This window comes from Pricia antarctica, assembly GCF_900101815.1.
Taxonomy (GTDB): domain Bacteria; phylum Bacteroidota; class Bacteroidia; order Flavobacteriales; family Flavobacteriaceae; genus Pricia; species Pricia antarctica.
Map to the genome: position 1 here is coordinate 134,156 of NZ_FNAO01000005.1, position 25,881 is coordinate 160,036.

Consider the following 25,881-nt stretch of genomic DNA (forward strand, 5'->3'; position numbering starts at 1 on the left):
GTTACTTTTGAATTAGAATTTTAGTTTCCATCGTAATTTTGGAAGTGATTGAATTTGAAACTAAACAAGCTTTTTCAGATTTTTCTAGAATACGTTCAGCGCGATCGCGTTGATTTTCATCTGCAATAACGACTTCTGGATATAACAACACTTCACTTATTACAAACTTGCCATCTATTTTGTCTAAAACACCCTTAGATCCACATTTAAAACTGACGAATTCTAATTTTGAATTTTCGGCAATAGCTAAAAAAGTGGTCATTAAACAACTGCTTACCGCGGCAGTAAATAAATGTTCGGGCGACCAGATATTTGGTATTCCACTAGGAAATTCAGGGGGTGTTGCAACCTCTATGCAGTTGATTTCATTAGTTTCATTTTTTCGCAGCTCTGGTGAACACATCATACCTTTTCGGTCTTGTGTCCAACTAATATCAACGTTGTAAACATGTTTTTCCATAGCCATTTTATTTAAAATAAGTATTGTAAGCGTTTAGATTATCGATTATGCTTGCTAAAGTTTCAGCACCTTCCTTAGTGGTTTCGGCGTTCTGAAGAAGCTCTATTTTTTTGATTAGCGGGTACAGCCAAATATGTAGATTGTCATGTGAAGGCCCTTTCATGGTACATTCCTCTACGACCGTATTCTTAACATCATTTAGTTTATCGCCCAATTCTTTATAGTCATCAATAGTGGAAGCTTTAGTTCCATTTATTAGCGATAACATGGCCCTGACCCCATCGGTCGTCTCTTTGTTTGCTTGCCATTTGATACCGTTGTTCAATACCATATCGTTTTCCCAAGTATCGTCCGGTTCTTGGGTTGCCCTAGTATGGGAATCATGTTCGACCATTTTGACGGTAGTTTCCGCCTCGGTTGGATTTTCCTTTTTTATCTCCTTGCAACTGATTATAATCAAGGAAAATACCGATAGTAAAATTGCTGTTCTTTTCATTGTATTTATTTATAAATTATCTCTGTGTCCCTCTGTGTTTTTAACCGTTCACTAACCCTTGATCCACATCTCGGCTGGCATGCCAATTTTTAAACTACCGTCGTTTTTCACGCTCACTTTTACGGCATAAACCAAGTTTACACGCTCCTCCTTCGTCTGAATGATTTTAGGCGTAAATTCCGCGGAAGCGGAAATCCACGATATGTGTCCATCGTAGGATTTCATACCATCCGCATCATCGATTTTTACGGTTACTTCTTGTCCTGTTTTTAGGTTTGCCAATTGGGTTTGGCCAATGTATACGCGAAGTTCCATTTCATCGAGATCTGCGATTTTGTATAGGGGTTTTCCAAATGCGGTAATCTCGTTAGGTTCTGCGTATTTGACCAGAACGGTTCCCTTTATCGGGTTTTTGATGATACTTTTTTGAATTTGATCCTCTATCTGCTGTATCTGCACCTCGATGCTTTTTACCTCATTGACAATGGGCGCGTTCTGCGTTTCGACGCTTTTCATCTGTTGTTTTAATATGTCTATCTGTCCGTTGATATCATCCAATTGTTTTTGGGTGGCGGCATTTTCTTTGATCAAGTTTTCGATACGGGAATGGTCGTTCTGGGCCACTTTTAATTGTTCTTTTAAAACTTCCCGTTGTGAGAGTACATTGCGGGATTTCGAAAAAATGGTGTTTTTAGCTGCCATTAGTTGGTCGCGTTTTAGGGATAATTGGATCGTGTCAATGACCCCGACCACTTCATTTTCTTCAGCCTCATTCCCTTCCTCAATATTAAAAAATAGAAGTTTGCCATTGGCCTCGGCAGAAACCGTGGTTTCCGTGGCCTCGAAATTGCCGTAACCGTCCGCCTTGTCGCCGTTAGAGTTGCAGGACAAGAAGGTGGCCAGAATGACCGTATAGATTATTATGCCAGTATTTTTCATTGTTTTCGTCTAGTATTAATTTCAGTTATTGATTGTTCCGTAGTTTCCCTTCGTAATCTGATACTGAATCTGTTTCAATAGCCTTTGGGTTTTATGCAAGGCCAGGTTGCTCTTGGCTTCGTAAAGGTTGGTAAATTCCGTAATGTAGCCCGATGATGTGATGACCCCGTTCTTCAACTGTGATGCGGCTGTTTTGGCCATTTTTTCCCGTAAAGTGATAATTGCTTCATCATAGGAAATCAGTTCGTTTATTTTAGCGATTTCGGATTGTAGACCGGCCAGTTCAACATGGTTATTGAGTTCAAAGGTTTCTTTTTGGGTGTCGATGATTTCCTTGTTGATTTGTAGGGACTGTTTTTCGGTCTTGTTCTTGTTCCAATCGAAAACGTTCCAGTTCAACCGCAATCCCGTCATATAAAAAGTATTGAAGTTATTATCTAGCATGTTCAGTCCGGGATTGCCATAACCCCCTTGTACAAATGCGTTCAGCTTGGGAAGCTTCGATTTTGAAAGCAATTCGGTGGAAAGCTCGACCTGTTCCTTTTGAAGGTCGAAAAGCATCAGTTCGGGCCTTTTGGATACCGCGTCGGCCTCCATAAAAACTTCGGGCCGCTGCAATGCCACATCTTCGTACAGTTCCCTACCTATCAGGAGCGACAGCCTTTCTCGCAATCCTGTTTTGGAGAAATCGAGTTCCGCATAACTCTGTTTTATTTTTAGGAGTTCCACTTCAAGGGCATCGGCCGATGACGGCAACAACATCCCGAATTTCACGCCAGCGGCGACCTCTTCCAAGCGTGTTAACAATTGTTTTTCCTTGGCCTCTAAAAGAGTGCGGTTTTCTTGTACTAATAATACGGACAGGTAGAGTTGGTTGACCTGATTTTTGAGTCCGTATAAATTGACTTCCACTTCCTGTTGGCCTACTTTGCCCTTGGCCTCTACAACTTTTGCAGAGGCGTTTATCAATCCGCCGTTGTAAATAGATTGGGTTGCCTCCAACGTTGCCCTGTACTGATCTTTGTTGGGCGGTTCAATAGTAGCATTCGGAATCTGGATTGGTAAACTCGTAACATCCGATTGGTAGGTAGCTTGTGCGTTGACATCCAATTTGGGCAATTTTCCCTTATTGATAGCCTCGATATCCAGACGGGATTGATCGTTAAGTAAACCGGATTGTTTGGCCAGCGGATAGTTCTCGCTCACGAGGTTAAAGCACTCGTCCAACGTAATCGTTTGTTGCGCAGATGCGACGAAGGGCAAAACTAGTGCCATAAAAATCAACATCCTTTGCATTTTGACAGATTTTAATAATACCCAAAATTCCTTTTTTCCAATATGCTTTCCTATGATTTGCATCATGTCTTTATTGAGTTGATAATTAGTTGCGGAACCAATTTCTTTCGTTCTTCCATCATAGTATTGAAGGATTCTTTATCGAGTTTTAAAATTCCTTTTATCAGACCGCTTCCCACAAAAGGAAAGGCACAGAGCGAAAAAAGGTTCAGTAAAAGTTGTTTGGGGTCAACGGGTCTCAGAATACCTTTTTCGATTTCTTCCGCAATCTGTTTTTCGAACAATGCAGGATCCGGTGCTGAATTCGCCGTAAAAAAAGTTTCGGCAAATTCCGGATTAATATTGATTTCCTGTATCAGGAAAGTGGGCAGATAAGGGTTCTCGATAACAAAGGAGATATAACTGTCGGCAAATCCCTTGATTTTTTCAAAAACGGAAGCTTCCGAATTGAATATACCGTTCACGTGCGGTGCGAATTTTTGGAAGGCCAGCATAAAAACAGCCTCGAACAACTGTTGTTTGTTCCTGTAATAATAATGCAACATCGCCTTGTTGATTTTCGCCTCATCGGCAATCTCCTGCATGCGGGCACCCGCCATTCCTTTTTTTTGGAATACCGAAGTTGCCGCTTTTAAGATATTCTCCTCTGTGCTTGAATCTTTCATTAACTATAATGTTAAACCATATAATTTAACTATATGGTTAACAAATATATTACATTTATTTTCAAGGTCAAAGACCTACTAAATATTTAAGATATATTTATGGTAAGCATGTAACTACCGACACCCCTATCTACACTATACGAACGAAAATGACCAAAGAATAATCGCAGGGGAATTCGGGGTCGGGGGTTTGGTCGGTTTTATTGTGTTGATGACAAAAGACAATATGCGAAATTTGAACCTGATTCTGGGGATTTCATCCCAGTCCAACATTCTATTTTACAGTACCGAGGGAGCGACCGATATGAAGAATTTCAATAGGATTGTCGGTAAATTTCCCAGCCTAGCTTAAAATTTAGGAATTATTGTAAAAAATTGTTTGGGCGTGACCACAAGGGTAGGGCTTTCCGCTCTTACTCCTCGGCCTTTAGGTCTTTTCAGAAATACCGCGTACAGGTTAACGGCAGTTATTTTGATGGTTAACAAGGCAAAAAAACCAGGCATAGGCAAGCTACTACGCGAATCTTTAACGCAGTTAGCAATCAAAAGAATAAGTAGAAATGTACAGGTAATTTTTGAACAGGCCCTCAGAGCCGAAAATAACTATAAAGTCCTAGGGGTAAACGCTGCAATCCCTCAAGCAAAAAAACCTTTTGCTAAATAAAACCATAGCGATTTCATGTGGAATGATCTAAATCATTTTGAAGCTGATCCGCATCGCATAGTTTTGGGATTGAAACGAAGGGGATGAACGTCCCTTCCCAAAACAGAAAAGTGATGATACGGGACTATTCAAAAAACTATAACGCTTCGACCAAGGCCATGAAGAAATTGGGCACCCGAATACCCGACACCATGAAAGGTTTTACAGATCTGCATAGGGCGAGTACCGCCGAGGGTGCACTTTCGACAAAGACCAAAGAACTTATTGCACTCGGAATTGCCATTACCGTGCGCTGTGATGGCTGTATCGCCTTTCACGTACACGATTCGTTGAACGCCGGTGCCAGTTCCGAGGAGATTATGGAAACCATTGGCGTGGCCGTGATGATGGGCGGCGGACCATCAGTAATATATGGTTGCGAAGCCATGGAGGCGTTGGATCAATTTGCAGCATTGGAGAAAAACTGAATCGATAACACATCAAAAAGAAAAATATCATGGAAAAAACAAAAGAAGTAGTATACGACGAAAACCTTCATTTTGAACACCAAAACTGGAAGTCGGAACTGGACTTTTGGAAAGACGAGCTCAAAACCTTCAATAATCGCTTGAGCGAACTGGTATCACGCTATACGAGCAAAGAGGTACTCAAACAATTGGAGCACTACCAAAATGAAATTGCGCTTCATATTGGTATAATCCAAGATTTGCAAGAAACCATCGAGGAACACGAAGAAAGCATTGCGGGCCATAGCCAAAAGGGCGATGAATCGATGAATATCGCCCTCGTAAACACACATATGGATTTCAGGAAAAAAATGGAGACCCAACGCCAAATCTATGCACAATTGAAAAAGGGATTTTTTCGTTTTTTGACCAAGTATATGTAATTGCAAACCTGCCCGCCCGTACGGTTCCTATCACATCGAATACATGATAGAATTCCCCGTTATTAGGTGCTGTGGGGTTTGTGCTGTCCCTTATTCTTGGCTTTTTGGTGGTCATTTTACATTTCAAAACAGTCTATTAAATTTCTCGAAACTACCTGTTATTTTTGATTCGGATTACAAGGAAATTCCAAAAATCGGAATCCGGTTTAAAAACAAATATCTGCAGATCGGTTTAAGCAATAAATAATGCTACTTTTAGTGGGACGATCCAACTGTCGAATATGATACAAGAAAATTTCAAAATCAAGGGATTGACCTCCGAAGAAGTACTTCAAGCAAGGGCAACTCACGGAAAAAACCTTTTAGAGGGAAAAAAAGTCCACGGGCTTTTGGATGCCCTCAAAAGTCTGGCACAAGAGCCAATGGTCATTCTATTGTTGGTGGCCTCTGCCATTTATTTTATCAGCGGAAGCGTTGGAGACGGCATTTTTATGGGGGCCGCCATCGTATTGGTATCCGCTATTTCACTGTATCAGGATGGCAAGAGTCGCAACGCCCTTGAAAAGCTCAAAGACTTTACCCAGCCTAAATGCAAGGTCATCCGCAATGGCGAGCTTGATGAGATCAACAGCGAGGAAGTCGTGTTGGGGGATAGCTTAATGGTCGAGGAAGGCTCCATCATCTCCGCAGATGGCCGAATCGTACACTCCAACGACTTTTCGGTCAACGAATCCCTTCTTACGGGGGAATCGCTTTCCGTTTACAAGGATACCGAAAAAGAGGACAATAAAATCTATAAGGGCACCACCGTAGCAAGCGGCCTCGCCATTGCCACCGTAACCGCCATCGGCAACGAGACACAGCTCGGAAAAATCGGTAAAAGTCTGGAGGACATTCAAGAAGAAAAAACACCCCTAGAAAGGCAAATCAATAATTTTGTCAAGAAAATGATCATCGCCGGGGCAATCGTTTTTATGATTGTTTGGGGCATCAACTTTTACAATTCCCGTGATGTGCTTGACAGTTTGCTCAAGGCCCTTACCCTGGCCATGTCGATTCTACCCGAAGAAATACCCGTTGCCTTTACCACCTTTATGGCCTTGGGTTCGTATCGGTTGCTAAAAATGGGAGTTGTCGTAAAACAGCTCAAAACGGTCGAGACCTTGGGAAGTGCAACCGTCATCTGCTCCGATAAAACGGGAACGATCACCGAAAACAAGATGTCGCTTGCCAAGGTGTTTGCGCTTTCCGCTCAAAAAATAACCGATACCAAAAATTCTTTGGGTGAAATGGAAATGGAACTGATCCGATTGGCCATGTGGGCAAGCGAGCCCATTCCCTTTGACCCTATGGAAGTTGCCCTGCACGATGCTTACCAAAAAACGAATTCAAAAGACGAACGCCCCGATTACAAAATGGTACACGAATATCCCTTGGATGGAAAACCGCCCATGATGACGCATCTTTTTGAAAATGCTGCGGGAAACCGGATTATTGCCGCCAAAGGTGCTCCCGAAGCTCTGATGGCAGTTTCCAATCTATCCGAAAGCGATAAACAACAGATCAATAAGGCCATCGACGAACTTGCCAAAGACGGCTATCGCGTGCTAGGGGTTGGGGAAACCCGTTTTCAGGGTACCGACTATCCTAAAAAACAACAGGACTTTAAATTTGATTTTAAGGGAATCGTCGCCTTTTACGATCCCCCTAAAAAGAACATCAATTCCGTTTTCGACGCTTTTCACGATGCAGGAATAAAAGTCAAGATCGTTACGGGCGATAATGCCGAAACCACTTCGGCCATCGCCCAAGAAATCGGTTTTCGAGGCTATGAAAAAAGTGTTTCCGGCGATGAACTGATGAAGCTGACCGAAACCGAACTACAAGAACGGGTACAGACTACCAATGTCTTTCCCCGAATGTTTCCCGAGGCCAAACTCAAGATTATCAACGCGCTAAAATCGAACCACGAAATCGTCGCAATGATTGGCGATGGCGTAAACGATGCCCCTGCCCTCAAAGCGTCACATATCGGTATCGCCATGGGCAAAAAGGGTACAGAGATCGCCAAAGAAGCTGCCTCTATCATATTGTTGCAAGACGACCTATCGAAAATGGTCGATGCCGTGGCCATGGGCAGGCGTATTTATACCAATCTAAAAAAAGCGATCCAGTATATCATTTCCATTCACATCCCAATTATCCTAACGGTGTTCATACCATTGGTCTTAGGCTGGGCATTCCCGAATATCTTTACGCCCGTGCATGTCATCTTTTTGGAATTGATCATGGGGCCGACCTGTAGCATCATCTATGAAAACGAACCCATGGAAAAGGATACCATGATCCAAAAACCACGTCCGATCAGCACCACTTTTTTTAACTGGCGGGAATTGACCACAAGTGTCATCCAAGGGTTGATGATTACCGTCGGCACCCTATCGACCTATCAATATGCCGTGTACCAAGGTTATGACGAAGCCGTTACCCGCACCATGGTCTTTGTGGCCTTAATTTCCGCCAATATCGTTTTGACGTTGGTCAATCGATCATTTCGATATTCTATTTGGACCACCCTAAAATATAAGAACAATATGGTGCCGTTGATTATTTTGGTGACGGTGGTATTAACGGCATTGCTACTTTTTGTTCCCCCATTGACCCGCTTTTTTGGATTTCAAAAGTTGGGTGCGCATCAAATTCTTGTCCCAATCGGTATTGGGTTTTTATCGGTAATTTGGTATGAACTCGTGAAATGGAAGAAAAGGGGAAAGAAAACCCCCTAATTCGTCATTTAGAGAATAGCGAAAAATTCCACGTACAATTGCTCCGTTCAACAAATTCCTCTCCCGATAACTATCGGGGGGGTCGGAATTACAAAAGAGAGAAGTGCCTCGGAACGACAAAAGAGAGTACAATATAAAACCTAACAGCTTTAAAAATACCGAAATGAACATCATCTCATGGAACGTCAACGGCATACGTGCCGCAGTCAAAAAAGATTTTTTCGACTCTATCGAAAAACTTAATCCCGACATGCTCTGTTTACAGGAGACAAAGGCACAGGACGATGAAACGGAATCGGCTTTGTCGCTTTTGAAAGGTTATCATAACACCTATAATTCAGCGGACAAAAAGGGCTATTCCGGAACAGCCATATTAAGCAAACCGGAAGCATTGTCTATTACCCTCGACATGGGCATTGCAGAACACGATAACGAAGGGCGGATACAATGTGCGGAATACACAGATTTTTATCTTGTAAATGTCTATGTCCCCAATTCGGGACAGCAATTGGATCGCTTGGACTACCGCCAAAAATGGGATGCCGACTTTTTGAAATACCTTAAAAACCTAGAAAAGAAAAAACCCGTAATCGCATGTGGCGATTTTAATGTGGCCCATCGCCCTATCGACCTGAAAAACGATAAATCGAACTACAACAAAACGGCGGGCTATACCCAAATCGAGATCGATGGCATGGATAACTTCATCAACTCCGGTTTTGTGGATTCATGGCGAAAACTACATCCCGAAGAAGTGGCCTATACCTATTGGAGCTATCGTTTCAAGGCCCGCGAACGCAATACAGGTTGGCGAATCGACTATTTTCTGATCAGCGAATCCCTAATGGATAAAGTAAAGTCGGTAAGGATCTATTCGAATATTCTGGGCTCCGATCATTGCCCGATCGGGCTTGAGATTGATTTGTAAAGTGGAGATGGATTAGTTTTAAAGGCTCCTTCCTTTTTTAAAGGGAGGTGGATTCGCTCTAGAGAAGACGGTGGGATTAAGTGTGCAAATACTTTGAGTTGCTAGCCCCTCTTTACCCTAGAAACCATTTAAAGTTTCTTCGCATACCCAAAGACCATCTTCTTGAATTCCTTGAAATCGTTCTCGAACAGCACCATGCTTTCGTTGAGCTTTTGGTGTTCATCCCTATAATCGGCATCCGAAAGGCCCTTTTCGTTTTTTTCCAAACGGGACAATAGTTTTTCGTGGTCGGTAATATCGTCCGCAAGGTAATCAAAAAGATTCTCGTGGATCGTATCAAGATATTTCAGCATGTGGCCATATTCCGATTCCTTGGTTTCCTTTTTATCCAAAAGATTGAAGAAGAATTTGGTCTCGTCTTTCCAAAACGCGATGGTCTCCAACCATTCGCGGCTTTCTTGGTGCAGCACGTCAAGGCCTGCGCCCAATAACAGTTCCCTTTTCGGATTAGGTGTTGTTGCATTCATGATATTTGGTTTTAAGTATTGTCCGCAAAGTGCCTGTTTAAAAAACTGGTCTCCAAACTTTTTCGGGCATTTTCTAGAAGTTCTCTTATTTCTTGAATGCTCTGATTTCGTATTTTGGCGATTTCCTCTACATCAAAATGGTATTGTGTGGCCAGTTCAAAGACGGTTCGCATGGGTAAAGGCAAATAGTGCAATACCATATCAGCATGTCTTCTGATGTTCTTCTCGCCTAATTCTTTGTCCAGTTTGTCAATGATTTCCTTTTTGTCGTCTTCCACGAAAACATGGTTCAGCATGTAGTCGTTCTTAGGGTATGAAATATCATCCAGCTCTTCTAGCATGACCAAATCACCATCACCATCGGTGCTGAATTTTTCCTCCATCTCGTTCCATTCAGGTCTTGAAAAATCATCGATATTTTCAAAGAAAACCGCATCGAATTCCTCATCAATTATGGTATCATCCAAGAGTTCATCGGCCTTTTTGAACAGCCATGGGTAGAAATCCGCTTTGTTTCCCACTTCATCAAAATGGTCATAGACCTCGATGAACAATTGATCTATAAAATCATCGGGGCGATACTTTCCCCTTGGGAGGTTTCCCTTTGATAATGCCGTGTTCAATCTTTTGGTAATGTACCGCCTTACTTGGGGCAAATCTTTCAGCAATAGTTCATTAAAGGCTTTTTTATCTCCAAAATCCTTGATTTCTTTTAAATCGGGGTACGTACTTGCTACAAATATGTGGAACTCTTTTCGGGTCTTATAGACTATTTTATTATTCATGGTTATCGATTTTAATTTTATGGGTGGCACAAAAATCCAATCTTTATTCCATCGATAAAATGATGTAGGTCAGTTGTAGGTATTTTTTAGGATGCTATACCCACGGTTAAAATTATTCAAGACTGGTGTGCGTCATTTTGAGGTGTAATGCATCAAGCCATTTTTATGCGAAATGACAGGAATGACTGGAATGAATGGAATGACATCTTAAACCAAAGCAATGCAAATCGCACATCCCGACAAAATACTGTTTCCGAAAAAAATTGATGTTTATCGGAATTGTGCGACAGTCACTTACGTTTTTAAGAATATTTATCCCACCCATTTCGCAGGTACAAGTGCAGGGGCAATTGTTGGGGCACTATATGCTGCGGGACACGGTTGGCAAGAAATTCTCGATTTTTTTAAGACGGTGCAGTTATTCAGTATTGATAAATATGCCAGAAGCAAACCGGGCTTTGTTGATACCGAAAAGTTCCATGGCAGTTTTGCCAAATACTTGCCCGTAGACGATTTTGCGGCACTCAAAACACCGCTCTATATCACAGCGACCCGTATTCTGGACGGCACCTTGAAAGTCTTCCACCAGGGTGAACTGATTCGGCCGGTCTTGGCCTCGGCCGCTTTTCCCGGAGTTTTTGCCCCCGAAAAGATCGATGAGGGCTATTATTCCGATGTAGGTATTTTGAACAATTTCCCTTCCGACCTCATCAGAATGTATTGTCACCAATTGATAGGTGTGTACGTAAATCCCTTTGAAAAAGTGAAGATCCAAGATTTGAGACATTCCTATACCATTATGGAACGCGCCTATAAAATACGTATGGCAAAGGATTCTTTGGATAAGTTCAAAGAGTGCCATCAGGTCATTTCCCCCAAAGACCTTACGAATTACAGTACGTTTTCCCTAAAGAATATGGATGCTATTTTCGAGGTGGGTTATGTGTGCCACCAAAAAGGCTTTGCAAAATTGGCATACCTTACAAGAAAAGGAGGCAGAGAGGGCCGAATTGGAAGCCATGAACGGGTTTGCGATGAAAGTCGTGAAGAATGATGCGAATTAACGGACTATAACAATTTGTCATTCTAATAAAGTGAGTAATCTATTGAACAGGGCAACAAGGCGTGGAATTCTTCGCGGCGCCCTTAACGACACGAAAAAAGGACAATGCCCTCAAGCCAAACCTATTTAAATGGACGCATCTAGATTTCGGGACAAGGGCATTCTTGGACAAAAGATGTTTAGGTGATTTCAACCTTTTTAGGCGGCAATTTTTTGGGCTCTTCTTTTTTAACGAGCTTAAAGCTCAAGATGCCCCCTTCATACTTGGCCTTTATATCTTCTTGCTTTATGGTTTCTGGCAATTGCAATGAACGTTGAAAAGAGTTGTAGCTGAATTCCTTACGGGTGTAATTATCCTCTTTTTGCTCTTCTTTGGTCTCTTTTTCGGCCTTGATATTCAGACAGCCATCTTCGATGGTTATCTCAAAATCTTTTTTAGTAAAACCGGGAGCGGCAAGTTCGATCTCGAAATTGCCTTCGTTCTCCATGATGTTAAGGGCCGGTTCCGCTGTTTTTCCGTTCCAAAAAGTATCGGGCAGCATATTCCCGACCCAATTGCGGTTATCAAAAAAATCATCCATATCGAAAAAATCTTGGGTAATTAGATTTCCAAAAGGCTTTCTTCTAAATTTTACTAGTGACATAACGTTATATTTTTAGGTTAACAATTATTGGAATATATCCCGAAAGTACAACCATGCTATATTTTGCAAAATGACCTACATCAGTTCGATGGATTGTTTTGGCGAAATATATAGACAAGCAAATGTTAACGCTACCCAGCCCCTATTCATCTCAATTATTTCATCCGAATAAACTTTTGTTATCCCACAACAGTTGTCGATTTTTGGGCATTGCATCGCGGTTACTAAGGGTAAACGTATGGGAAACCAGCCTTATTGAGGAGGACGATCCGGTCAAATTCACCTAGGAATTGAAAAATTCGTACCGCTAAATCGTAGGTCATCGAAGACAAGGCTTACTTCAAAAATCAGTGAGGTAACATTTGATGAAAATATCATCCGTAAACATTTGAGATATCTGGATCAGTAAGAATAACGGCTTCATGTGAATTAGAAAAGGGGGGCTAGTCTCTCCCTTCCTACCTCGCATTTTCTCCCGTTTAGCTGCCGCTTTATGGCATAGTATCTTCTTTAACCCTGCTAATCCATTTTATATACTTCGCTACCCGCCAATAAAAAACATCCTAGACCATAATCCTCAAAATCGGGAATCTTGTCATACGACAGGGGCTGGCCATCTTTGCAGTACTTCGTTCGTCGCGTCTCCTTCCATAAAGTAATGGCATACTTGGTATGGAAAGGCTCGGCCATGTACAGTCCGTCCATCCACATTTGATTTGGATATCTTTTCTTATGCCAATATCCTCCCTGTGATGTTGTAGGTTGCCCTTTCAGTTGCTTGTGCAGGCTGTCCATCGCCATTTTAAATCGAGGTTCAGGATGCTGCCGGTGCAACCAAAATATAACATGGCCGGACTTAATCATATCCAGATTGTAATCGGCCGATCGGTAGGTTTGAATACTACCGTCTTCATCGATCTTCCGATTCGCATAGTCGTAGATAGAATCGTAGATTTTTTCGTTCCCGGTCCGCCCATAAATGCGTGACATGGCCTGAAGCACCAGACCGTTGGTGTAGCTCCATCGTGACGTTTCCTGAAAATCTAAAAGGGTCGGATCCGGAAATGAACTGGTTTGCGCTAATTCATATCGGGATTTGAAATCGATTCCATTTTTTTTCCATTGATATAGGTATTCTCGAAATGTAGGCTTTTTACGTTAGATAGGGTATAGGCTGAATCGACCTCTGAGATGGTTACGTTTTTGAGGGTAATATTTATGGGCTTTTCTTCATATCCTTTGGCGCAGATGCCATATTGGCCACCCTTCTTGACCGTAACATTTTCAAGGTAGATGTTGTTCACCTCAGGCATGTAATTTCCTTCCTGAACGTCATAAATACCATAGAATAGGTTGATTTTCAATATGGCTTCCCTGACTTGGCCGACGGCTAGGTTTCTCACATAGACATCCTTTACAAAACCGCCGCGCTTGGTATTCTTTTGGGCGTTGACCTTTCGTTTAAATAAAGCTCGGATGCATTCCTGTTTTTTTTATGGTTTTAGCGGATTCGATTCTTTTGTTTGAGAGCAATTTCAATGTAGCCGGAATATCCATGGCTGAAAGAATAGGCCTTTGTACTAAAGTTTAGTTGCTTTTTGTTAGAAATTTTATCTCATGTTTTTCAATTTCTACTTATATTGGCCTCCTTATTGGCAAGACCTAATTGCAAAAATCTATTAGAACAATGAGCGATACCCCCTTCAATATAGCCCTTGCCGACGACGACGCAGATGATCGAATGTTTTTTGGGGAAGCTTTACAAGAACTGGCACTTCAAGTCAAGCTCTCCCTTTTTAAAAACGGCCAGGAATTGATGGATTTTTTGAACCTGCCCAAGATAACACTCCCGAACCTTATAGTCCTTGACTTGAATATGCCCGGAAAGAATGGCATGGAATGTCTTCGCGAGATACGTCGAGATCCGAGGTTAAAAAATGTATTGATAGCCATCTACTCCACTTCATCTTCTGAAAAGGATATCGAGGATACTTTTCTGGGCGGGGCGAATATCTATATCAAAAAGCCCAGTAGTTTTACCCAACTTCGCGAAACGGTAGAAAGGGTACTCCAAATTGATTGGCAGAAGCATACGTCTAACCTAAGTAAGGAGACTTTTCTTCTGCGCATGTAGCCCCTGATGAATTTTAATCGCATTCATTCCCGCACAAAATTTTACATCGTATTGTTGACCTTGGCAATCGCCCTACTCATCTTTACGGCAAGTATGGCCTATAGCCAAATAAAAAGAATGCAAAGGTCGGCGGAAAGGGTAGCGCGCACCTATCAGGTTAGCGACGCGATAGGCACTCTATTTTCCCACTACTTCCGTTTGGAATCGGAAGATTTCAGGGAAGAACTTTTGGAGGAGGGCCGGTTTGAGGAAAATTTGAAGGACTACATGGCCGAGGGCATCATCGTTTTTGATAGCCTGCACGGACTGGTCAGGGGCAATGCTTCCCAATTAAAGCTTTTGGATGATATTCAAGCTTTAGAAGACACCTTGTATGAGAACCTTGTATTTGCAGGCGATTCGATCAATGGCAATGCCAAAATTGTCAAAGGACACTCATTCCCGACACGAAAAATTTCAAGTACATTATTCCAAATCAGGAATATCAACGACCTCATGCGTGCCGAGGAACGACGGTTGATGCAGGCTAGAAAAAATGAGTACAGTTCAAATAAGTTCTTGGCCCCCCTGACCACTCTGTTGTTGGGGTTTTTCGCCCTCTTTGTTTTCCTTGTTTCTTTTTTACTGATTTATAGAAACAAGCTACGAGTTCGCGAGTCCCAAGCTTTCTTACAGAACGTATTGGACACCACCGATAACATTGTCAATTATTATGAACCCCTTTTCAATTCCGAAAAAAACATTATTGATTTCAATATTGTCTATGCAAATGAATGCAACCGGTCTTATCTGGGCCTCGATCCCGAAAAGATTATTGGTAAACCGATTTCCCGAGTTTTTCCACACCTTATGCTCAACGGGGAGTTTGAACAATTGATACAATGCTATGAAGAGAACCGCAAACTTATTCTCGACCGGGAAATTCTGGCCCAGGCCGGTAAAATGTGGTTCGAGTCGATAATTACCCCTATGGCCGATGGTATTCTAGTGACCATCCGAAATTTTACGGAAGAAGAACAGGTCAAAGAAGAACTAGTTTCGCTCAATGAGCGATTGAAAGACCAGAATGATGAGCTACTCAAATTGAACCAAGAGTTTCAAATTCAAAACTCCATCTTTAAAGATGCCGAAATCGTGGCCGGCATTGGAAGTTATATTTGGCACCTTGATGACGGCAGTGCAACAATGTCTGATAATTTGTACCGTATTTTAGGTTATGAACCCGATAGTTTTAATGTATCCTACCAAAGCTATCGTAAATTCATACACCCTGATGATCTTGAAATCTATGACAGGCTTGGCGAGGAAACGGTCGAAATAGGAAAATCAACTATACAAAACTATCGGGTTATCGATAGGAAGGGGAAGATAAAGCATCTATATATAAAAGGGGAATACGTCGAAAAAGAGGGCAGGCCCGTATCCTTTGGGGTCGTTCAAGATATCACCAGTCGAGTTGCCAAAGATGAGGATTTGCGTTTGCGTAATCTGGAACTAGAACGCAGCAATGCCGAACTCCAATCGTTCAACCAAGTGGCCAGCCATGATCTGCAAGAACCCCTGCGGAAAATTCAAATGTTTATTTCGCGTATCGCTGGCAACAACGCGCTTTCAAGAAACGATGGGGAAGACCTCAAAAAAATCGGGAACTCCGCCATTCGTATGCGGTCTTTGATCGATAATCTTTTGAACTATTCACGAATTGATTTCAAACATGAAAATTTTGAAAAAATAGACTTGAATATCGTTTTGGCCAAAGTGACGGAAGATCTTTCTGTTCGTATCGATGAGACCGGGGCGACTCTGGCTGTGGATAAACTACCTGTAATCAACGGTATTTCATTTCAGATGGAACAGTTGTTCGACAACCTTATTTCCAATGCCCTTAAATATAGTTCCCAAAATGTGACGCCCCATCTTGTCATCCAGTCGGAAAAAGTGGACTGTGAACAGATACCTCATACTTTTTATAAGACGGCCAAGTATTTTTATAAAATGACTTTTGCCGATAACGGTATTGGGTTCGAGCAAGATAAGGCGGAGAAAATTTTTGAAGTATTTCAACGTCTGCACCTAAAATCAGAATATTCGGGGACGGGAATCGGTCTTGCTATCTGCAAAAAAATCATCGAAAACCACTATGGTTTTATTTATACGACAAGCGAACCTGGCAAAGGGTCTGTCTTTGTCATCTACTTACCTGCCTAACGTCAATCCATTTTACATCCTCTAAGCTAACCCTGATTGATTTTCATACCGTGTGGATAAATCCCATTAAACTTGTGCATAGCCTTATCCTTTCCAAGGTCATTTCGTTCAACCTTTTACATATCAAATGTTTTAAAGAACCGCACCTAATAGTCTGGAAATGTCGTATTTTGTGAATATTTAAGGCCATTATTAAATTTTGGCGCAAGTGAACTAGAAAAGAATTTATCGGAAAGGTGAAAAAATTCATCCTGCCACCATCTGTTTGCTTGGCATTCCCCGAAAGATCCAATAAGTAATACCACCAAAAATAAAAGTTATGCCCATATACATGGATCGTCACGATGTTTCGGAACAAGTAACAGCTGAAATCGTGGCGGATTTACACCAAAAGGACTTAAAGATACAGCATAAATTTAATTGTAAGGGATTGACTTATTGGTTCGATGATACAAGAAAAACCGCATTTTGCTTAGTGGAAGCTCCTGATAAGACAGCCATTGAAGAAATGCATAACCAGGCACACGGAGCAGTTCCTCATAGAATTATCGAAGTAGATAGTGCTGTGGTGGAATCATTTTTAGGACGTATAGAAGACCCTGAAAAATCACAAAACACAGCGTTGAATATTATTAATGATCCTGCTTTCAGGACCATCATGGTAGCGGGAATAAAAAATTTGTCCTTAAAAGCCCCGACAGAAAAATCTGTAAAAGAACATATGGACAACCTCAATATATCCATAAATGAAACAGCAGCTAAATTCAAAGGTAGGATTGTAAGACATAAAAGCGGTTACATTTTAATTTCCTTTGATTCCGTCACCGATGCGGTAGGATGTGCATTGGAAATCAAAAAGGGTGATTGGCTTAAACTCAATTTCGATTCCTTTCTAAAAATTAATATAGGCTTAAGTGCCGGAGTCCCCGTGACCTCTAAAGAAGGCATTTTTGAGGACACTATACTATTGGCCGAACGCTTATGTGACGTAGTTAGTGGAGAAATTACGATATCCTCCGAAGTTAAGGATTTGTACGAGAGCGAGAACCTCAATATGGCTATCAACAGGGAACATATAACCGTACTGGGTTCTATTGATGAAAAATTTCTAAACCTTTTAATGGACTATACGGAGAGGGAGTGGAGGAATACCTCTCTAAACGCCAATGATTTCAGTAAATGTTTGGGATATAGTAAATCTCAACTGTACAGGAAAATGATTTTATTAACCGGCAAGTCGCCCCATAGTTTTATAAAGGAATATAGGTTAAATAAAGCACTGGAACGATTGAACCAAAAAAATGGAAATATTTCCGATATAGCTTACGAAACTGGTTTTAATACGCCTGCCTATTTTTCAAAATGCTTTCGAAAAGCATATGGAATGCTTCCCTCCGTATATACAAAATCGATGTATCCTTCCTCCCACTTAAACTTGAATGCCTGAAAATACTTCATGAACGGAAATTACTGTTTTTTGAATGAAATGTAGATAAGCTTCGTTTTATCCATACCTAATTTTGGTTTTTATAGAAAAAACTCAAAATCATGGGTAATTCAATTCAGGACTTGGACACAGCATTATTTGAAAATTTGGCATCACGACTCAAAGGTGATATTGTCATGCCAACGGATACACAATATCATGAGACCAGAAAGGTATTCAATGCAATGATCGACAAACATCCTGGTATGTTTGTTATTTGTAGGGATGTTGCCGATGTAATTGCCGCAGTCAATTTTGCCAGGGAAAACGACCTTACACTAGCCATAAGGGGGGGCGGGCATAATGGGGGCGGATTAGGTCTATGCGATGGCGGATTGGTACTAGATCTTTCAGGTATCAAATTTGTGAGGGTCGATACTTCAAATAAAACCGTAAGGGTAGGAGGAGGAAATATTTGGGGGGAAGTGGATCATGCTACGCATCCATTTGGTCTGGCTGTTCCTTCAGGAATTATATCCACAACTGGGGTCGGAGGCTTAACACTTGGGGGTGGTGTTGGCTATTTGTCCAGAAAATATGGTTTGACCATTGACAATTTGCTGGAGGCGGATATGGTTTTGGGGGATGGAAGCTTTGTAACTGTAAACGCAGTAAAAAACAAAGATTTATTCTGGGCCATCCGTGGCGGTGGCGGAAATTTTGGTGTTGTAACTTCATTCAAATTTCAGGCCCATCCGGTAAAAACTATTTTCGGTGGCCCCACGCTATGGCCTATTGAACAAACCGAGGAAATAATGGAATGGTACCACAAATTCATCGATAACGCTAATGATGATTTAAATGGATTCATTGCAACCCTAATTATTCCCGGTCCTCCATTTCCCCAGCATTTACATAACAAACAATTTTGCGGTATTGTATGGTGTTACACTGGCGATATGAACAAAGCAAAAGAAGTTTTCAAGCCCATATTGGAAAAAAATCCCCTATTCGAACATGTGGGCGAAATGCCTTATCCTGCCATGCAGACATTATTTGACGGGCTTCTTCCTCCGGGACTGCAATGGTACTGGCGTGCAGATTTTTTTAACGAGTTAGGCCCTGAAATAAGGAAACAACATTTAACTTTCGGTTCCAAGATACCCACTCCCCTTTCCCAAATGCATTTATATCCCATCAGTGGAGCCGCAGGCAGGGTTGAAGCTGAAGAAACACCTTGGGCGTATCGTGATGCCAAATATGCAGGGGTAATTGTTGGTGTCGATCCAGATCCGGCCAAAAACGATAAAATCACAACGTGGTGCAAAGATTATTGGAAAGCCTTACACCCATATTCTTCGGGAGGAGCCTATTCCAATTTTATGATGGATGAAGGACAAGAACGTGTACAAGCGAGTTACAGGCATAACTACAATCGTTTACGCCAAATTAAAAAACAATATGATCCGAATAACCTGTTCAAAATCAATCAGAATATACTACCTGAATAAATTTCAAATTCTAAAAACAACCATCATGAAAGTAAAAAAAGAAGACATTCCCGTTATTATGAAAGCTCCCAACACAATTATGCGAGCACTACCGAATTGTGGCGGCATCACGGTAGGATTTAACGAACTGCCCAAAGGAACAGATTTCACCCCATTATTGAAAGGGTTGAGTAATGACAGTTGCCATAGTGCGCATTGGGGCTATGTGCTGGAAGGAAGTATATTACTTATATATGATAACGGCACAAAGGAAGAAATAAATGCAGGAGAGGTCTTTTACTGGCCAGCAGGCCATACGGCGATAGTACAGGAAGACATAAAATTTTTGGAATTCAGTCCAAGTAAAGAATACACCGAAGTAATAACCCATGTCGGTAAAAAAATGGCGGACCTGGCACAATAAATTTAAGGCAGCAATTTAAGCTTCCAAAAAAGCAATTCAAACGCGCCTGATCAAAGACTCAATCTATTTATTCTCGGAAAAGAATTTCTTTAAGATGACCCGAAGTACCGTATATGTGGATTCTAGTTCTGCTCTCGGAACAGCGATGTGGATTAGAAAATATGGACCTATTTGAACGAGGATGAAAGCCAACATCTTAGGAAACAGATTTCCTAGGAGCTTGCTTACAAAAATATAAATATTCACAAATTAAAACGGAAACCTTTATTATGATAGCGGGGGTCTTGAAGGGCGTGAATCCTCATCAAATCGCTAGGGTCCACTATTTTTTAATTTCGGTTTTCAGCTTATTTTTTGTTTGCTCATAACCGTCGCTAACCTCCGCTCCAATATCCGCAACGGTATCTTTCAATTTAGTTCCGGCATCGCTCAATTTGGACTTTAATTCATCCTTTTTTTCTTGTGGCATTTTTTTATACTTCCAAAATGCCCATGCACCTGCACCTATTCCCAGAAGGGCCAACCAGTTTCTATTATTTTGTTTTTTCATAATAAATCCACTTTTATATAATAAATCAGTTCAAAGATAAGGGTTAAATATTTTGTTTCCTTGAATTACTATTAAAATAGTAAAGTAGTTGAAATTCGATGGATATACGGTCTCAATTGCACTGAAAGTGAATGCTATCGGAGTTAAAAAGCAGCTGTTCTTGGCAGAGCATCTGCTTTTAAAATTGTGGGCCTAAAACTAGGGTCGGTCCAAAATCGACCTATTCATACGATTTTATACTTTTCTACCGGTTAGGAGTTTGTAAATTATCAAAATTACGGCCACCACCAGAATAAGGTGGATGATACCTCCAACGTTAGGAAATGCCAAAAAGCCGACCAGCCAGCCGATAACCAATATTACTACAATAATCCAAACAATGTCTCTCATAATTTTTGAATTTAGGTTTTTGAATGTGGCATGAATATAATTTATTTTATAATCCAGTCATGAACCATGGGCATATCATAGCTTATAATGTTAAAAAAATACGGTAAAGCGTTAATATGTGCACTACGCCACGCTACCTCTCCTTTTATTTATTCAGTTGCTTTTTTTTGAGAAGGGAATCTAAAAATTGTTTTCTGTACTCCGAAGGCGTGGTATCGTATTCCACCTTAAAAATCTTGGACAGATAACTTTTACTCGACAACCCCACCATAGTTGCTATTTCCGACATAGTAAGGTCCGTATTCAAGATGAGCACTTTAATTCGGTCCAAACGCACATTTTGTATGAAACGATTTACGGTAAGCCCATACAGCTCCCGAAAACCTTCTTGAAGTTTGTTCGTATTCAATCCAACCTCAAGCGCTAGTCGGTCTATGGTTTCCAATTCTGAAATTTGATGCTGTATGAATTTTGCGGCTTTCTCGATTTGCGCGACTTCTGAACGGCGAAGAATACTCCGGTTATCTATATCCGACAAATCGTCTTCATACTCAAGTATTTGCATGGTCAACATTTGATAGGCCTTACCTTCTAAAAATAATTGCCGCAAAAAATCCTTGCCGTCGAAAGACTGCATTTCCCGAAAGAGATCGGCCAATTTTAAACTGTAGAAACCATCGTGGTAAAAGGTTTTTTTAGCTTCTGTATCATTGAAAAGGTTTTGTAGGGTATCAGCCATAGTGACCAGATTGCACCGTATCTTTTGCTGGAATATTTTTCGGTTGATTTCCAGGCTGTTGACAACCGTACGTGTTTGTGTACTAAAACGTAGGATGTGGCCATTGAACAAATCGCTGGCTACAACTGCCTCCTGATATTGAACGATAGTATGCATCTGCTCCGAATTTTCAAAACTATGTTTTAAAGCACCCTCTAAACAATACAAAAATTTCAGGGGATGCACTTCGTTGACCGTAAACCGAAATTCCACATCTTCATGAAACAGACAATCGTATTGAATAATTGCCAAGCCCGCATCAAAATTGATCCCCCGAATATTTCCCTTCCCGATATGATCAGGAATAGCAAGATAATATTCCCCGCAGCTTTCATTGAAAGTCGTACCAAAAGCTTTTGAAATATCTTGCATTACCTCATTTATGGGAAGGGAATTTACTTCAATCGCTAGCATAATGCACTGTGTTTATGGACAAGATAATGTAAAGTTGTTTTAAAAAAATTAAAAGAGGGGTTTTGTTTTTTACATTAATCGGAGCCCCTATTATTAAAAGAGACACTATTTGATTTTTTTCGATTATCGAAATGATTTAAATTTATGGAATTTTGATTTTAATATGCATACACTCCGTCGCAAAATTTTAAATTGTGACAATGAATGACATAGAGATTGTGCTCAACCGACGATTTTGTATTGTCAATACGATTTGTATTGTCAATACGAATGGATTACCGAACAGTTAATTTCCCCCGAAGAGATGAAAAATGTCGTTATTATTGGAGCTTCAGGACATGGCACTATGATTTTGGACTGTTTGGAAAAAGAGGGAAAATATGCCGTAGTGGGATTCGTCGATTCCTTTAAAAGAAAGAGATCGTATCATAACGGCTATCAAATTTTGGGTTCAGAAAATGAACTACCGCTCTTGATGGATACCTTTGGGATAGAAGGCGCCATTGTGGCTATCGGCAACAATTTTACCCGGAAGTGTATGGTTGACAAGGTCAAAAACATCGCACCTTCGCTGTGTTTTATAAGCGCAATACACCCTTCCGCCATTATCGGTAAAAACGTTAAGATCGGCGCGGGCAGTGTAATCATGCCGGGAGCCGTTGTGAACGCCAACTCCAAGGTCGGGGAATTCTGTATTATAAATACCAATTCGTCGCTCGGCCATGACGGGACCATGGAACGTTTTTCCAGTATCTCCTCCGGCGCACGTACTGGCGGCAATCTCAAATTGGGCCAATTTTCGGCCATATCACTTGGAGCGAACGTTATCGAGTACATTAGCATTGGCGAACACAGTATTATCGGTGCAGGTTCATTGGTAGTCAAAAATGTAGGTGCCCGCTCGGTGGTCTATGGATGCCCTGCCCGTTTTATACGAAATCGGAGCGCATGCGACCCCTATTTAAAGGGAGATGCCATCTTAGCTGAACATTCAGGGATAATAGTTGCAACAGAAGCCAATTATCCAAATTAATTTCTCACATTGATTGGCTATTTCCACCTGCGTTTTCCTGTGGCATTATAAACCGTATTTTTGGTGAAACATCTTTAGTAGTAGTAGTAGTAGTAGTAGTAGTAGTAGCGAAACTGTTCTTGACCTGTGCATTTCAATACCGTAGCCCTTCAAAAAAGACAATAGACATCTTCTTTGCTAGAAGGAATTGGCATGAAATGCCTATTGTTTTCCGACTCAAAACCCTTGTCGAATTCGCAATAACCTCGGCATTCATTAATTAGTCCCCTTCCGAATACGAATTAAATCCGGTGGAATTATACAAACTTCAATTCGCATCCGTTATCTATAAATAAAATACTAATCACAGCGTATATGATGTCCCCAAAAAAAAGCCGCAAGCGAAAGTTTTACAATTTATTTATTCTCTTCCTTTTACTCAGCACCCTAATTGTGGCACTAGCCATAAATATGTAGTAGCTAAAGTAAAAACTGAGAAATGTCAGTTTTTTTTCGATTTGGATATAGTAGTTTTGCGTATTTAAAAATCAGATCTGCAACCATTAACCCCTTTTTAAATTACAGGATGCATAAAAATTTTTCGGAGTACATCACAGCGTTTGACCATGTTCTAAAGAATGTGTTTCACGAAAGGTACGATATTGACCAATTCAGTAAAGTAAGGGGCATCCCCGCGGTCGCTCTGCGCGATATCATGGACAAATCCCCTTTATCGGTAGCTATACCCCAAGATTTTGGGGGTCGTGGATTAAAGGTAAAGGAGTGTTTGGGACTCTTATCGGCAGCTTCGTACGAATCCTTAGCACTGTCCCTGACTTTCGGAATAAATATTGCCCTATTCTTGGAACCCATCGCAAAATATGCCAATGCGAACGTAAAAGGGGAAATCTTCAAGCGCTTTTTGGAAAAGCGGAATATGGGAGGCCTTATGATAACCGAACCGGATTATGGCAGCAATGCCCTGGGCATGGAGACCTATAATGAAAAGGTCGGTGACAGCTACATCATTAAGGGAACAAAGCACTGGCAAGGTTTAACGGGAATGGCCGATTTTTGGCTTATCGCCTCGCGTGAAAAAAATAGTAAGGGTAACCTGAACAGGGATATTGATTTCTTTATCTGCGATGTTACCCAACCCGGCCAACAGATTGTGGTAGAGGAATACTTTGACAATCTTGGGCTCTATATGATTCCCTATGGGAAAAACAGGGTAGATATTCGGGTCCCGTCCCAGTTCAAACTGGAACCCGAAACATCGGGTGTGAAAATGATGCTGGATATATTGCACAGAAGTAGAATGCAATTTCCCGGGATGGCACTTGGTTTCATTAAAAGGATGCTGGACGAATGCATTAAACAGTGTACGGAAAGAGTCGTTGGCGGCAAAAAATTAATCGAACTGGATATGGTCCAATATCAGATTTCTAGGGTGCAATGCGCCTTTACCATCGCTTCGGCCATGTGCTTTAGAAGCAGTACATATAGCGGTATCGATAAAGATCTTTCGGATGCCGGCGTACAAGCGAATACCATGAAGGCCTTCGTGACCGACCTTATGCAAGAAGCGGCGCAGACAGCAACCCAGTTATACGGCTCGACGGGTTTTAAGATGGACAATGTTGCGGGCAGGGGAATTATGGACTCCAGGGCATTTCAAATATTCGAGGGCTCCAACGAAATGCTCTATACCCAGATTGCCGAAATAATAGGTAAGCTCATGAAACGTAAAAACGAATATGACGTTTATGGTTTTCTAAAAGGTTTCAGCCTTACGGAGAAATCGCATCCCCACTTCAAAAACACTATAAATTTTAGTTTTACTCCAGGCTTAAAACAAAGAAAATTAGTCGATTTGGGTAAAATATTCTCAAAAATTATTGCTTTGAATTTCGTGCTCGAAATGGAAGAAAAGGGCTTTAGGAAGGATTTGATAGCTAACTGTGTCGAAATTTTAAAAGGGGACGTCTCGAAATTGGTGGATTCGTTTCAAAATAAGAATACCGTCACACAGATCGATGATTATCAAGAAAATAGTTTTTGGTATGATTTTGTGTAGATGTAGAAACAGTATGGGTATCTTTACAAGGAGAACCATTTTGGTTACTTCCCTCCGGCCATGAATTCTCAGATACAAATGATACAGGGCTTCGACTTTACGGATTACAAGACCTTCTTGATATCGTTCGTATTCATCTTTCTAATCGTTTTTTTAAGGTATCTATTTTTATCGGGTGTCTATTATTGGATTTTCTTGGTAGTATACAGAAGAAAGTTTAGGAAAAGAATGTTGTCCAAGCAAGACCCAAAGGTCGGACAGATCAAAAGAGAACTTTTACTTTCCGTTTATAGCGCATTGATTTTCACTTTTATAGGAATGGTGCTCTTGATACTCTGGCAAAAAGGATATACAACTATTTATTCCGATATCAGCGAATACCCGCTTTGGTACATACCTGTTAGCATATTGCTTTACCTCGTATTACATGACACCTATTATTACTGGTTACATCGATGGATGCACGAATCAAGGGTCATTCGCGGTTTTCATATGGAACATCATAAAAGCGTGGACACTACGGTATTCACTTCTTTTTCGTTCCATCCTGTAGAGTCCTTCCTTCAAGCATTGATAGTTCCGGTCTTACTTTTCATTATCCCCATGAGTGTAATCGCCATCATGATTACCCTTGCGCTTATGACCATTTCGGCGATAATCAACCATGCAGGGGTTGAAATTTATCCATCGAACAAAAATTCCAGTCTCTTCCGCAAATATATTATCGGTGCGACGCATCACGACTATCATCACCGGAATTCTAAAAAACACTTTGGCCTTTATTTTACGTTTTGGGACAGACTTATGAAAACGGAATTGTGAGTCCGAAAGGGCTT

The 25,881-nt window shown here is 41.1% G+C and carries 25 protein-coding genes and 1 pseudogene; 13 read left to right on the forward strand and 13 right to left on the reverse strand.

Translation table 11 applies throughout. The features are described 5' to 3' along the window. Position 1: 1 nt before the first annotated feature. The 5 genes from BLT07_RS10595 to BLT07_RS10615 form a co-directional block, all read right to left on the reverse strand. Positions 2-460, reverse strand: a complete 459-nt coding sequence (locus BLT07_RS10595; protein ID WP_091868969.1) for an OsmC family protein — start codon at positions 458-460, stop codon at positions 2-4. Positions 461-467: 7 nt separating this feature from the next. Then, positions 468-956 carry a hypothetical protein gene (locus BLT07_RS10600; RefSeq protein WP_091868501.1) on the reverse strand — a complete coding sequence of 163 codons (489 nt, stop codon included), beginning with the start codon at positions 954-956 and terminating at the stop codon, positions 468-470. A 51-nt stretch (positions 957-1,007) separates the two neighbouring features. After that, positions 1,008-1,895 carry an HlyD family secretion protein gene (locus tag BLT07_RS10605; RefSeq protein ID WP_091868503.1) on the reverse strand — a complete coding sequence of 296 codons (888 nt, stop codon included), beginning with the start codon at positions 1,893-1,895 and terminating at the stop codon, positions 1,008-1,010. A 21-nt stretch (positions 1,896-1,916) separates the two neighbouring features. Then, positions 1,917-3,191 carry a TolC family protein gene (locus BLT07_RS10610; protein ID WP_091868970.1) on the reverse strand — a complete coding sequence of 425 codons (1,275 nt, stop codon included), beginning with the start codon at positions 3,189-3,191 and terminating at the stop codon, positions 1,917-1,919. Between the two features lie 62 nt (positions 3,192-3,253). Beyond that, positions 3,254-3,856: a TetR/AcrR family transcriptional regulator gene (locus tag BLT07_RS10615; protein ID WP_091868505.1), complete on the reverse strand. Its 603-nt coding sequence runs from the start codon at positions 3,854-3,856 to the stop codon at positions 3,254-3,256. Positions 3,857-4,603: 747 nt separating this feature from the next. Between BLT07_RS10615 and BLT07_RS10625 the strand changes: the two genes are divergently transcribed. The 4 genes from BLT07_RS10625 (at position 4,604) to BLT07_RS10640 (ending at position 9,123) form a co-directional block, all read left to right on the forward strand. Next, positions 4,604-4,987, forward strand: a complete 384-nt coding sequence (locus BLT07_RS10625; RefSeq protein ID WP_245726511.1) for a carboxymuconolactone decarboxylase family protein — start codon at positions 4,604-4,606, stop codon at positions 4,985-4,987. 29 nt (positions 4,988-5,016) lie between these two features. Continuing rightward, positions 5,017-5,409 carry a hypothetical protein gene (locus BLT07_RS10630; protein ID WP_091868509.1) on the forward strand — a complete coding sequence of 131 codons (393 nt, stop codon included), beginning with the start codon at positions 5,017-5,019 and terminating at the stop codon, positions 5,407-5,409. Positions 5,410-5,690: 281 nt separating this feature from the next. Next, a complete protein-coding gene (locus BLT07_RS10635; protein WP_091868511.1) occupies positions 5,691-8,195 on the forward strand; it encodes a cation-translocating P-type ATPase in 2,505 nt (834 codons plus the stop codon). A 163-nt stretch (positions 8,196-8,358) separates the two neighbouring features. Next, positions 8,359-9,123 (forward strand): exodeoxyribonuclease III, encoded by a 765-nt coding sequence (locus BLT07_RS10640; protein ID WP_091868513.1) that lies wholly within the window; start codon positions 8,359-8,361, stop codon positions 9,121-9,123. 128 nt (positions 9,124-9,251) lie between these two features. Here BLT07_RS10640 and BLT07_RS10645 read toward each other — a convergent pair whose 3' ends face one another. Continuing rightward, positions 9,252-9,650 (reverse strand): hypothetical protein, encoded by a 399-nt coding sequence (locus tag BLT07_RS10645; RefSeq protein ID WP_091868515.1) that lies wholly within the window; start codon positions 9,648-9,650, stop codon positions 9,252-9,254. A gap of 11 nt (positions 9,651-9,661) precedes the next feature. After that, positions 9,662-10,435: a sigma-70 RNA polymerase sigma factor region 4 domain-containing protein gene (locus BLT07_RS10650; RefSeq protein WP_091868517.1), complete on the reverse strand. Its 774-nt coding sequence runs from the start codon at positions 10,433-10,435 to the stop codon at positions 9,662-9,664. Between the two features lie 220 nt (positions 10,436-10,655). Here BLT07_RS10650 and BLT07_RS10655 point away from each other — a divergent pair, with 220 nt between their 5' ends. Further along, positions 10,656-11,489, forward strand: coding sequence for a patatin-like phospholipase family protein (locus BLT07_RS10655; RefSeq protein WP_091868519.1), 834 nt, complete (start codon positions 10,656-10,658; stop codon positions 11,487-11,489). Positions 11,490-11,677: 188 nt separating this feature from the next. Here the strand turns inward: BLT07_RS10655 and BLT07_RS10660 are convergent, their stop codons facing one another. The 3 genes and pseudogenes from BLT07_RS10660 to BLT07_RS10670 form a co-directional block, all read right to left on the reverse strand. Beyond that, positions 11,678-12,142 (reverse strand): Hsp20/alpha crystallin family protein, encoded by a 465-nt coding sequence (locus BLT07_RS10660; protein WP_091868520.1) that lies wholly within the window; start codon positions 12,140-12,142, stop codon positions 11,678-11,680. A 666-nt stretch (positions 12,143-12,808) separates the two neighbouring features. Beyond that, positions 12,809-13,249: pseudogene (locus BLT07_RS10665) on the reverse strand (glycoside hydrolase family 88 protein); the annotation flags it as partial. Further along, positions 13,222-13,545 (reverse strand): hypothetical protein, encoded by a 324-nt coding sequence (locus BLT07_RS10670; RefSeq protein ID WP_091868523.1) that lies wholly within the window; start codon positions 13,543-13,545, stop codon positions 13,222-13,224. The gene BLT07_RS10670 and the pseudogene BLT07_RS10665, both read right to left, overlap by 28 nt. A 284-nt stretch (positions 13,546-13,829) precedes the next feature. Here BLT07_RS10670 and BLT07_RS10675 point away from each other — a divergent pair, with 284 nt between their 5' ends. The 5 genes from BLT07_RS10675 to BLT07_RS10695 all read left to right on the forward strand — a co-directional run bounded on the left by BLT07_RS10675 (position 13,830) and on the right by BLT07_RS10695 (position 19,824). Beyond that, positions 13,830-14,276 (forward strand): response regulator, encoded by a 447-nt coding sequence (locus BLT07_RS10675; RefSeq protein WP_091868525.1) that lies wholly within the window; start codon positions 13,830-13,832, stop codon positions 14,274-14,276. A 51-nt stretch (positions 14,277-14,327) separates the two neighbouring features. Next, on the forward strand, positions 14,328-16,484 hold the full coding sequence (locus BLT07_RS10680; RefSeq protein ID WP_245726512.1) for an ATP-binding protein: 2,157 nt from the start codon (positions 14,328-14,330) through the stop codon (positions 16,482-16,484). Positions 16,485-16,803: 319 nt separating this feature from the next. Beyond that, positions 16,804-17,931, forward strand: coding sequence for a nickel-binding protein (locus tag BLT07_RS10685; protein WP_091868529.1), 1,128 nt, complete (start codon positions 16,804-16,806; stop codon positions 17,929-17,931). A gap of 101 nt (positions 17,932-18,032) precedes the next feature. Next, positions 18,033-19,421: an FAD-binding oxidoreductase gene (locus BLT07_RS10690; RefSeq protein ID WP_091868531.1), complete on the forward strand. Its 1,389-nt coding sequence runs from the start codon at positions 18,033-18,035 to the stop codon at positions 19,419-19,421. 25 nt (positions 19,422-19,446) lie between these two features. Continuing rightward, complete coding sequence (locus tag BLT07_RS10695) at positions 19,447-19,824, forward strand: cupin domain-containing protein (protein WP_091868533.1); 378 nt, start codon at positions 19,447-19,449, stop codon at positions 19,822-19,824. Between the two features lie 322 nt (positions 19,825-20,146). On the opposite strand, the gene BLT07_RS10700 is transcribed toward BLT07_RS10695, so the two are convergent. The 3 genes from BLT07_RS10700 to BLT07_RS10705 form a co-directional block, all read right to left on the reverse strand. Beyond that, entirely contained in the window at positions 20,147-20,374 is a 228-nt protein-coding gene (locus BLT07_RS10700; RefSeq protein WP_091868534.1) for a hypothetical protein, read from the reverse strand. 234 nt (positions 20,375-20,608) lie between these two features. Next, positions 20,609-20,764 carry a lmo0937 family membrane protein gene (locus BLT07_RS20745; protein ID WP_139205134.1) on the reverse strand — a complete coding sequence of 52 codons (156 nt, stop codon included), beginning with the start codon at positions 20,762-20,764 and terminating at the stop codon, positions 20,609-20,611. Positions 20,765-20,909: 145 nt separating this feature from the next. Beyond that, the gene (locus tag BLT07_RS10705) at positions 20,910-21,956 is read right to left on the reverse strand and encodes a helix-turn-helix domain-containing protein (RefSeq protein WP_091868536.1); all 1,047 of its coding nucleotides are present in this window, start codon (positions 21,954-21,956) and stop codon (positions 20,910-20,912) included. 235 nt (positions 21,957-22,191) lie between these two features. Here BLT07_RS10705 and BLT07_RS10710 point away from each other — a divergent pair, with 235 nt between their 5' ends. The 3 genes from BLT07_RS10710 to BLT07_RS10720 all read left to right on the forward strand — a co-directional run bounded on the left by BLT07_RS10710 (position 22,192) and on the right by BLT07_RS10720 (position 25,867). Further along, positions 22,192-22,989: an acetyltransferase gene (locus BLT07_RS10710; protein ID WP_245726513.1), complete on the forward strand. Its 798-nt coding sequence runs from the start codon at positions 22,192-22,194 to the stop codon at positions 22,987-22,989. A 565-nt stretch (positions 22,990-23,554) separates the two neighbouring features. Next, entirely contained in the window at positions 23,555-25,045 is a 1,491-nt protein-coding gene (locus tag BLT07_RS10715; RefSeq protein ID WP_091868538.1) for an acyl-CoA dehydrogenase family protein, read from the forward strand. Positions 25,046-25,105: 60 nt separating this feature from the next. Then, positions 25,106-25,867: a sterol desaturase family protein gene (locus BLT07_RS10720; RefSeq protein WP_245726514.1), complete on the forward strand. Its 762-nt coding sequence runs from the start codon at positions 25,106-25,108 to the stop codon at positions 25,865-25,867. Positions 25,868-25,881: the final 14 nt, after the last annotated feature.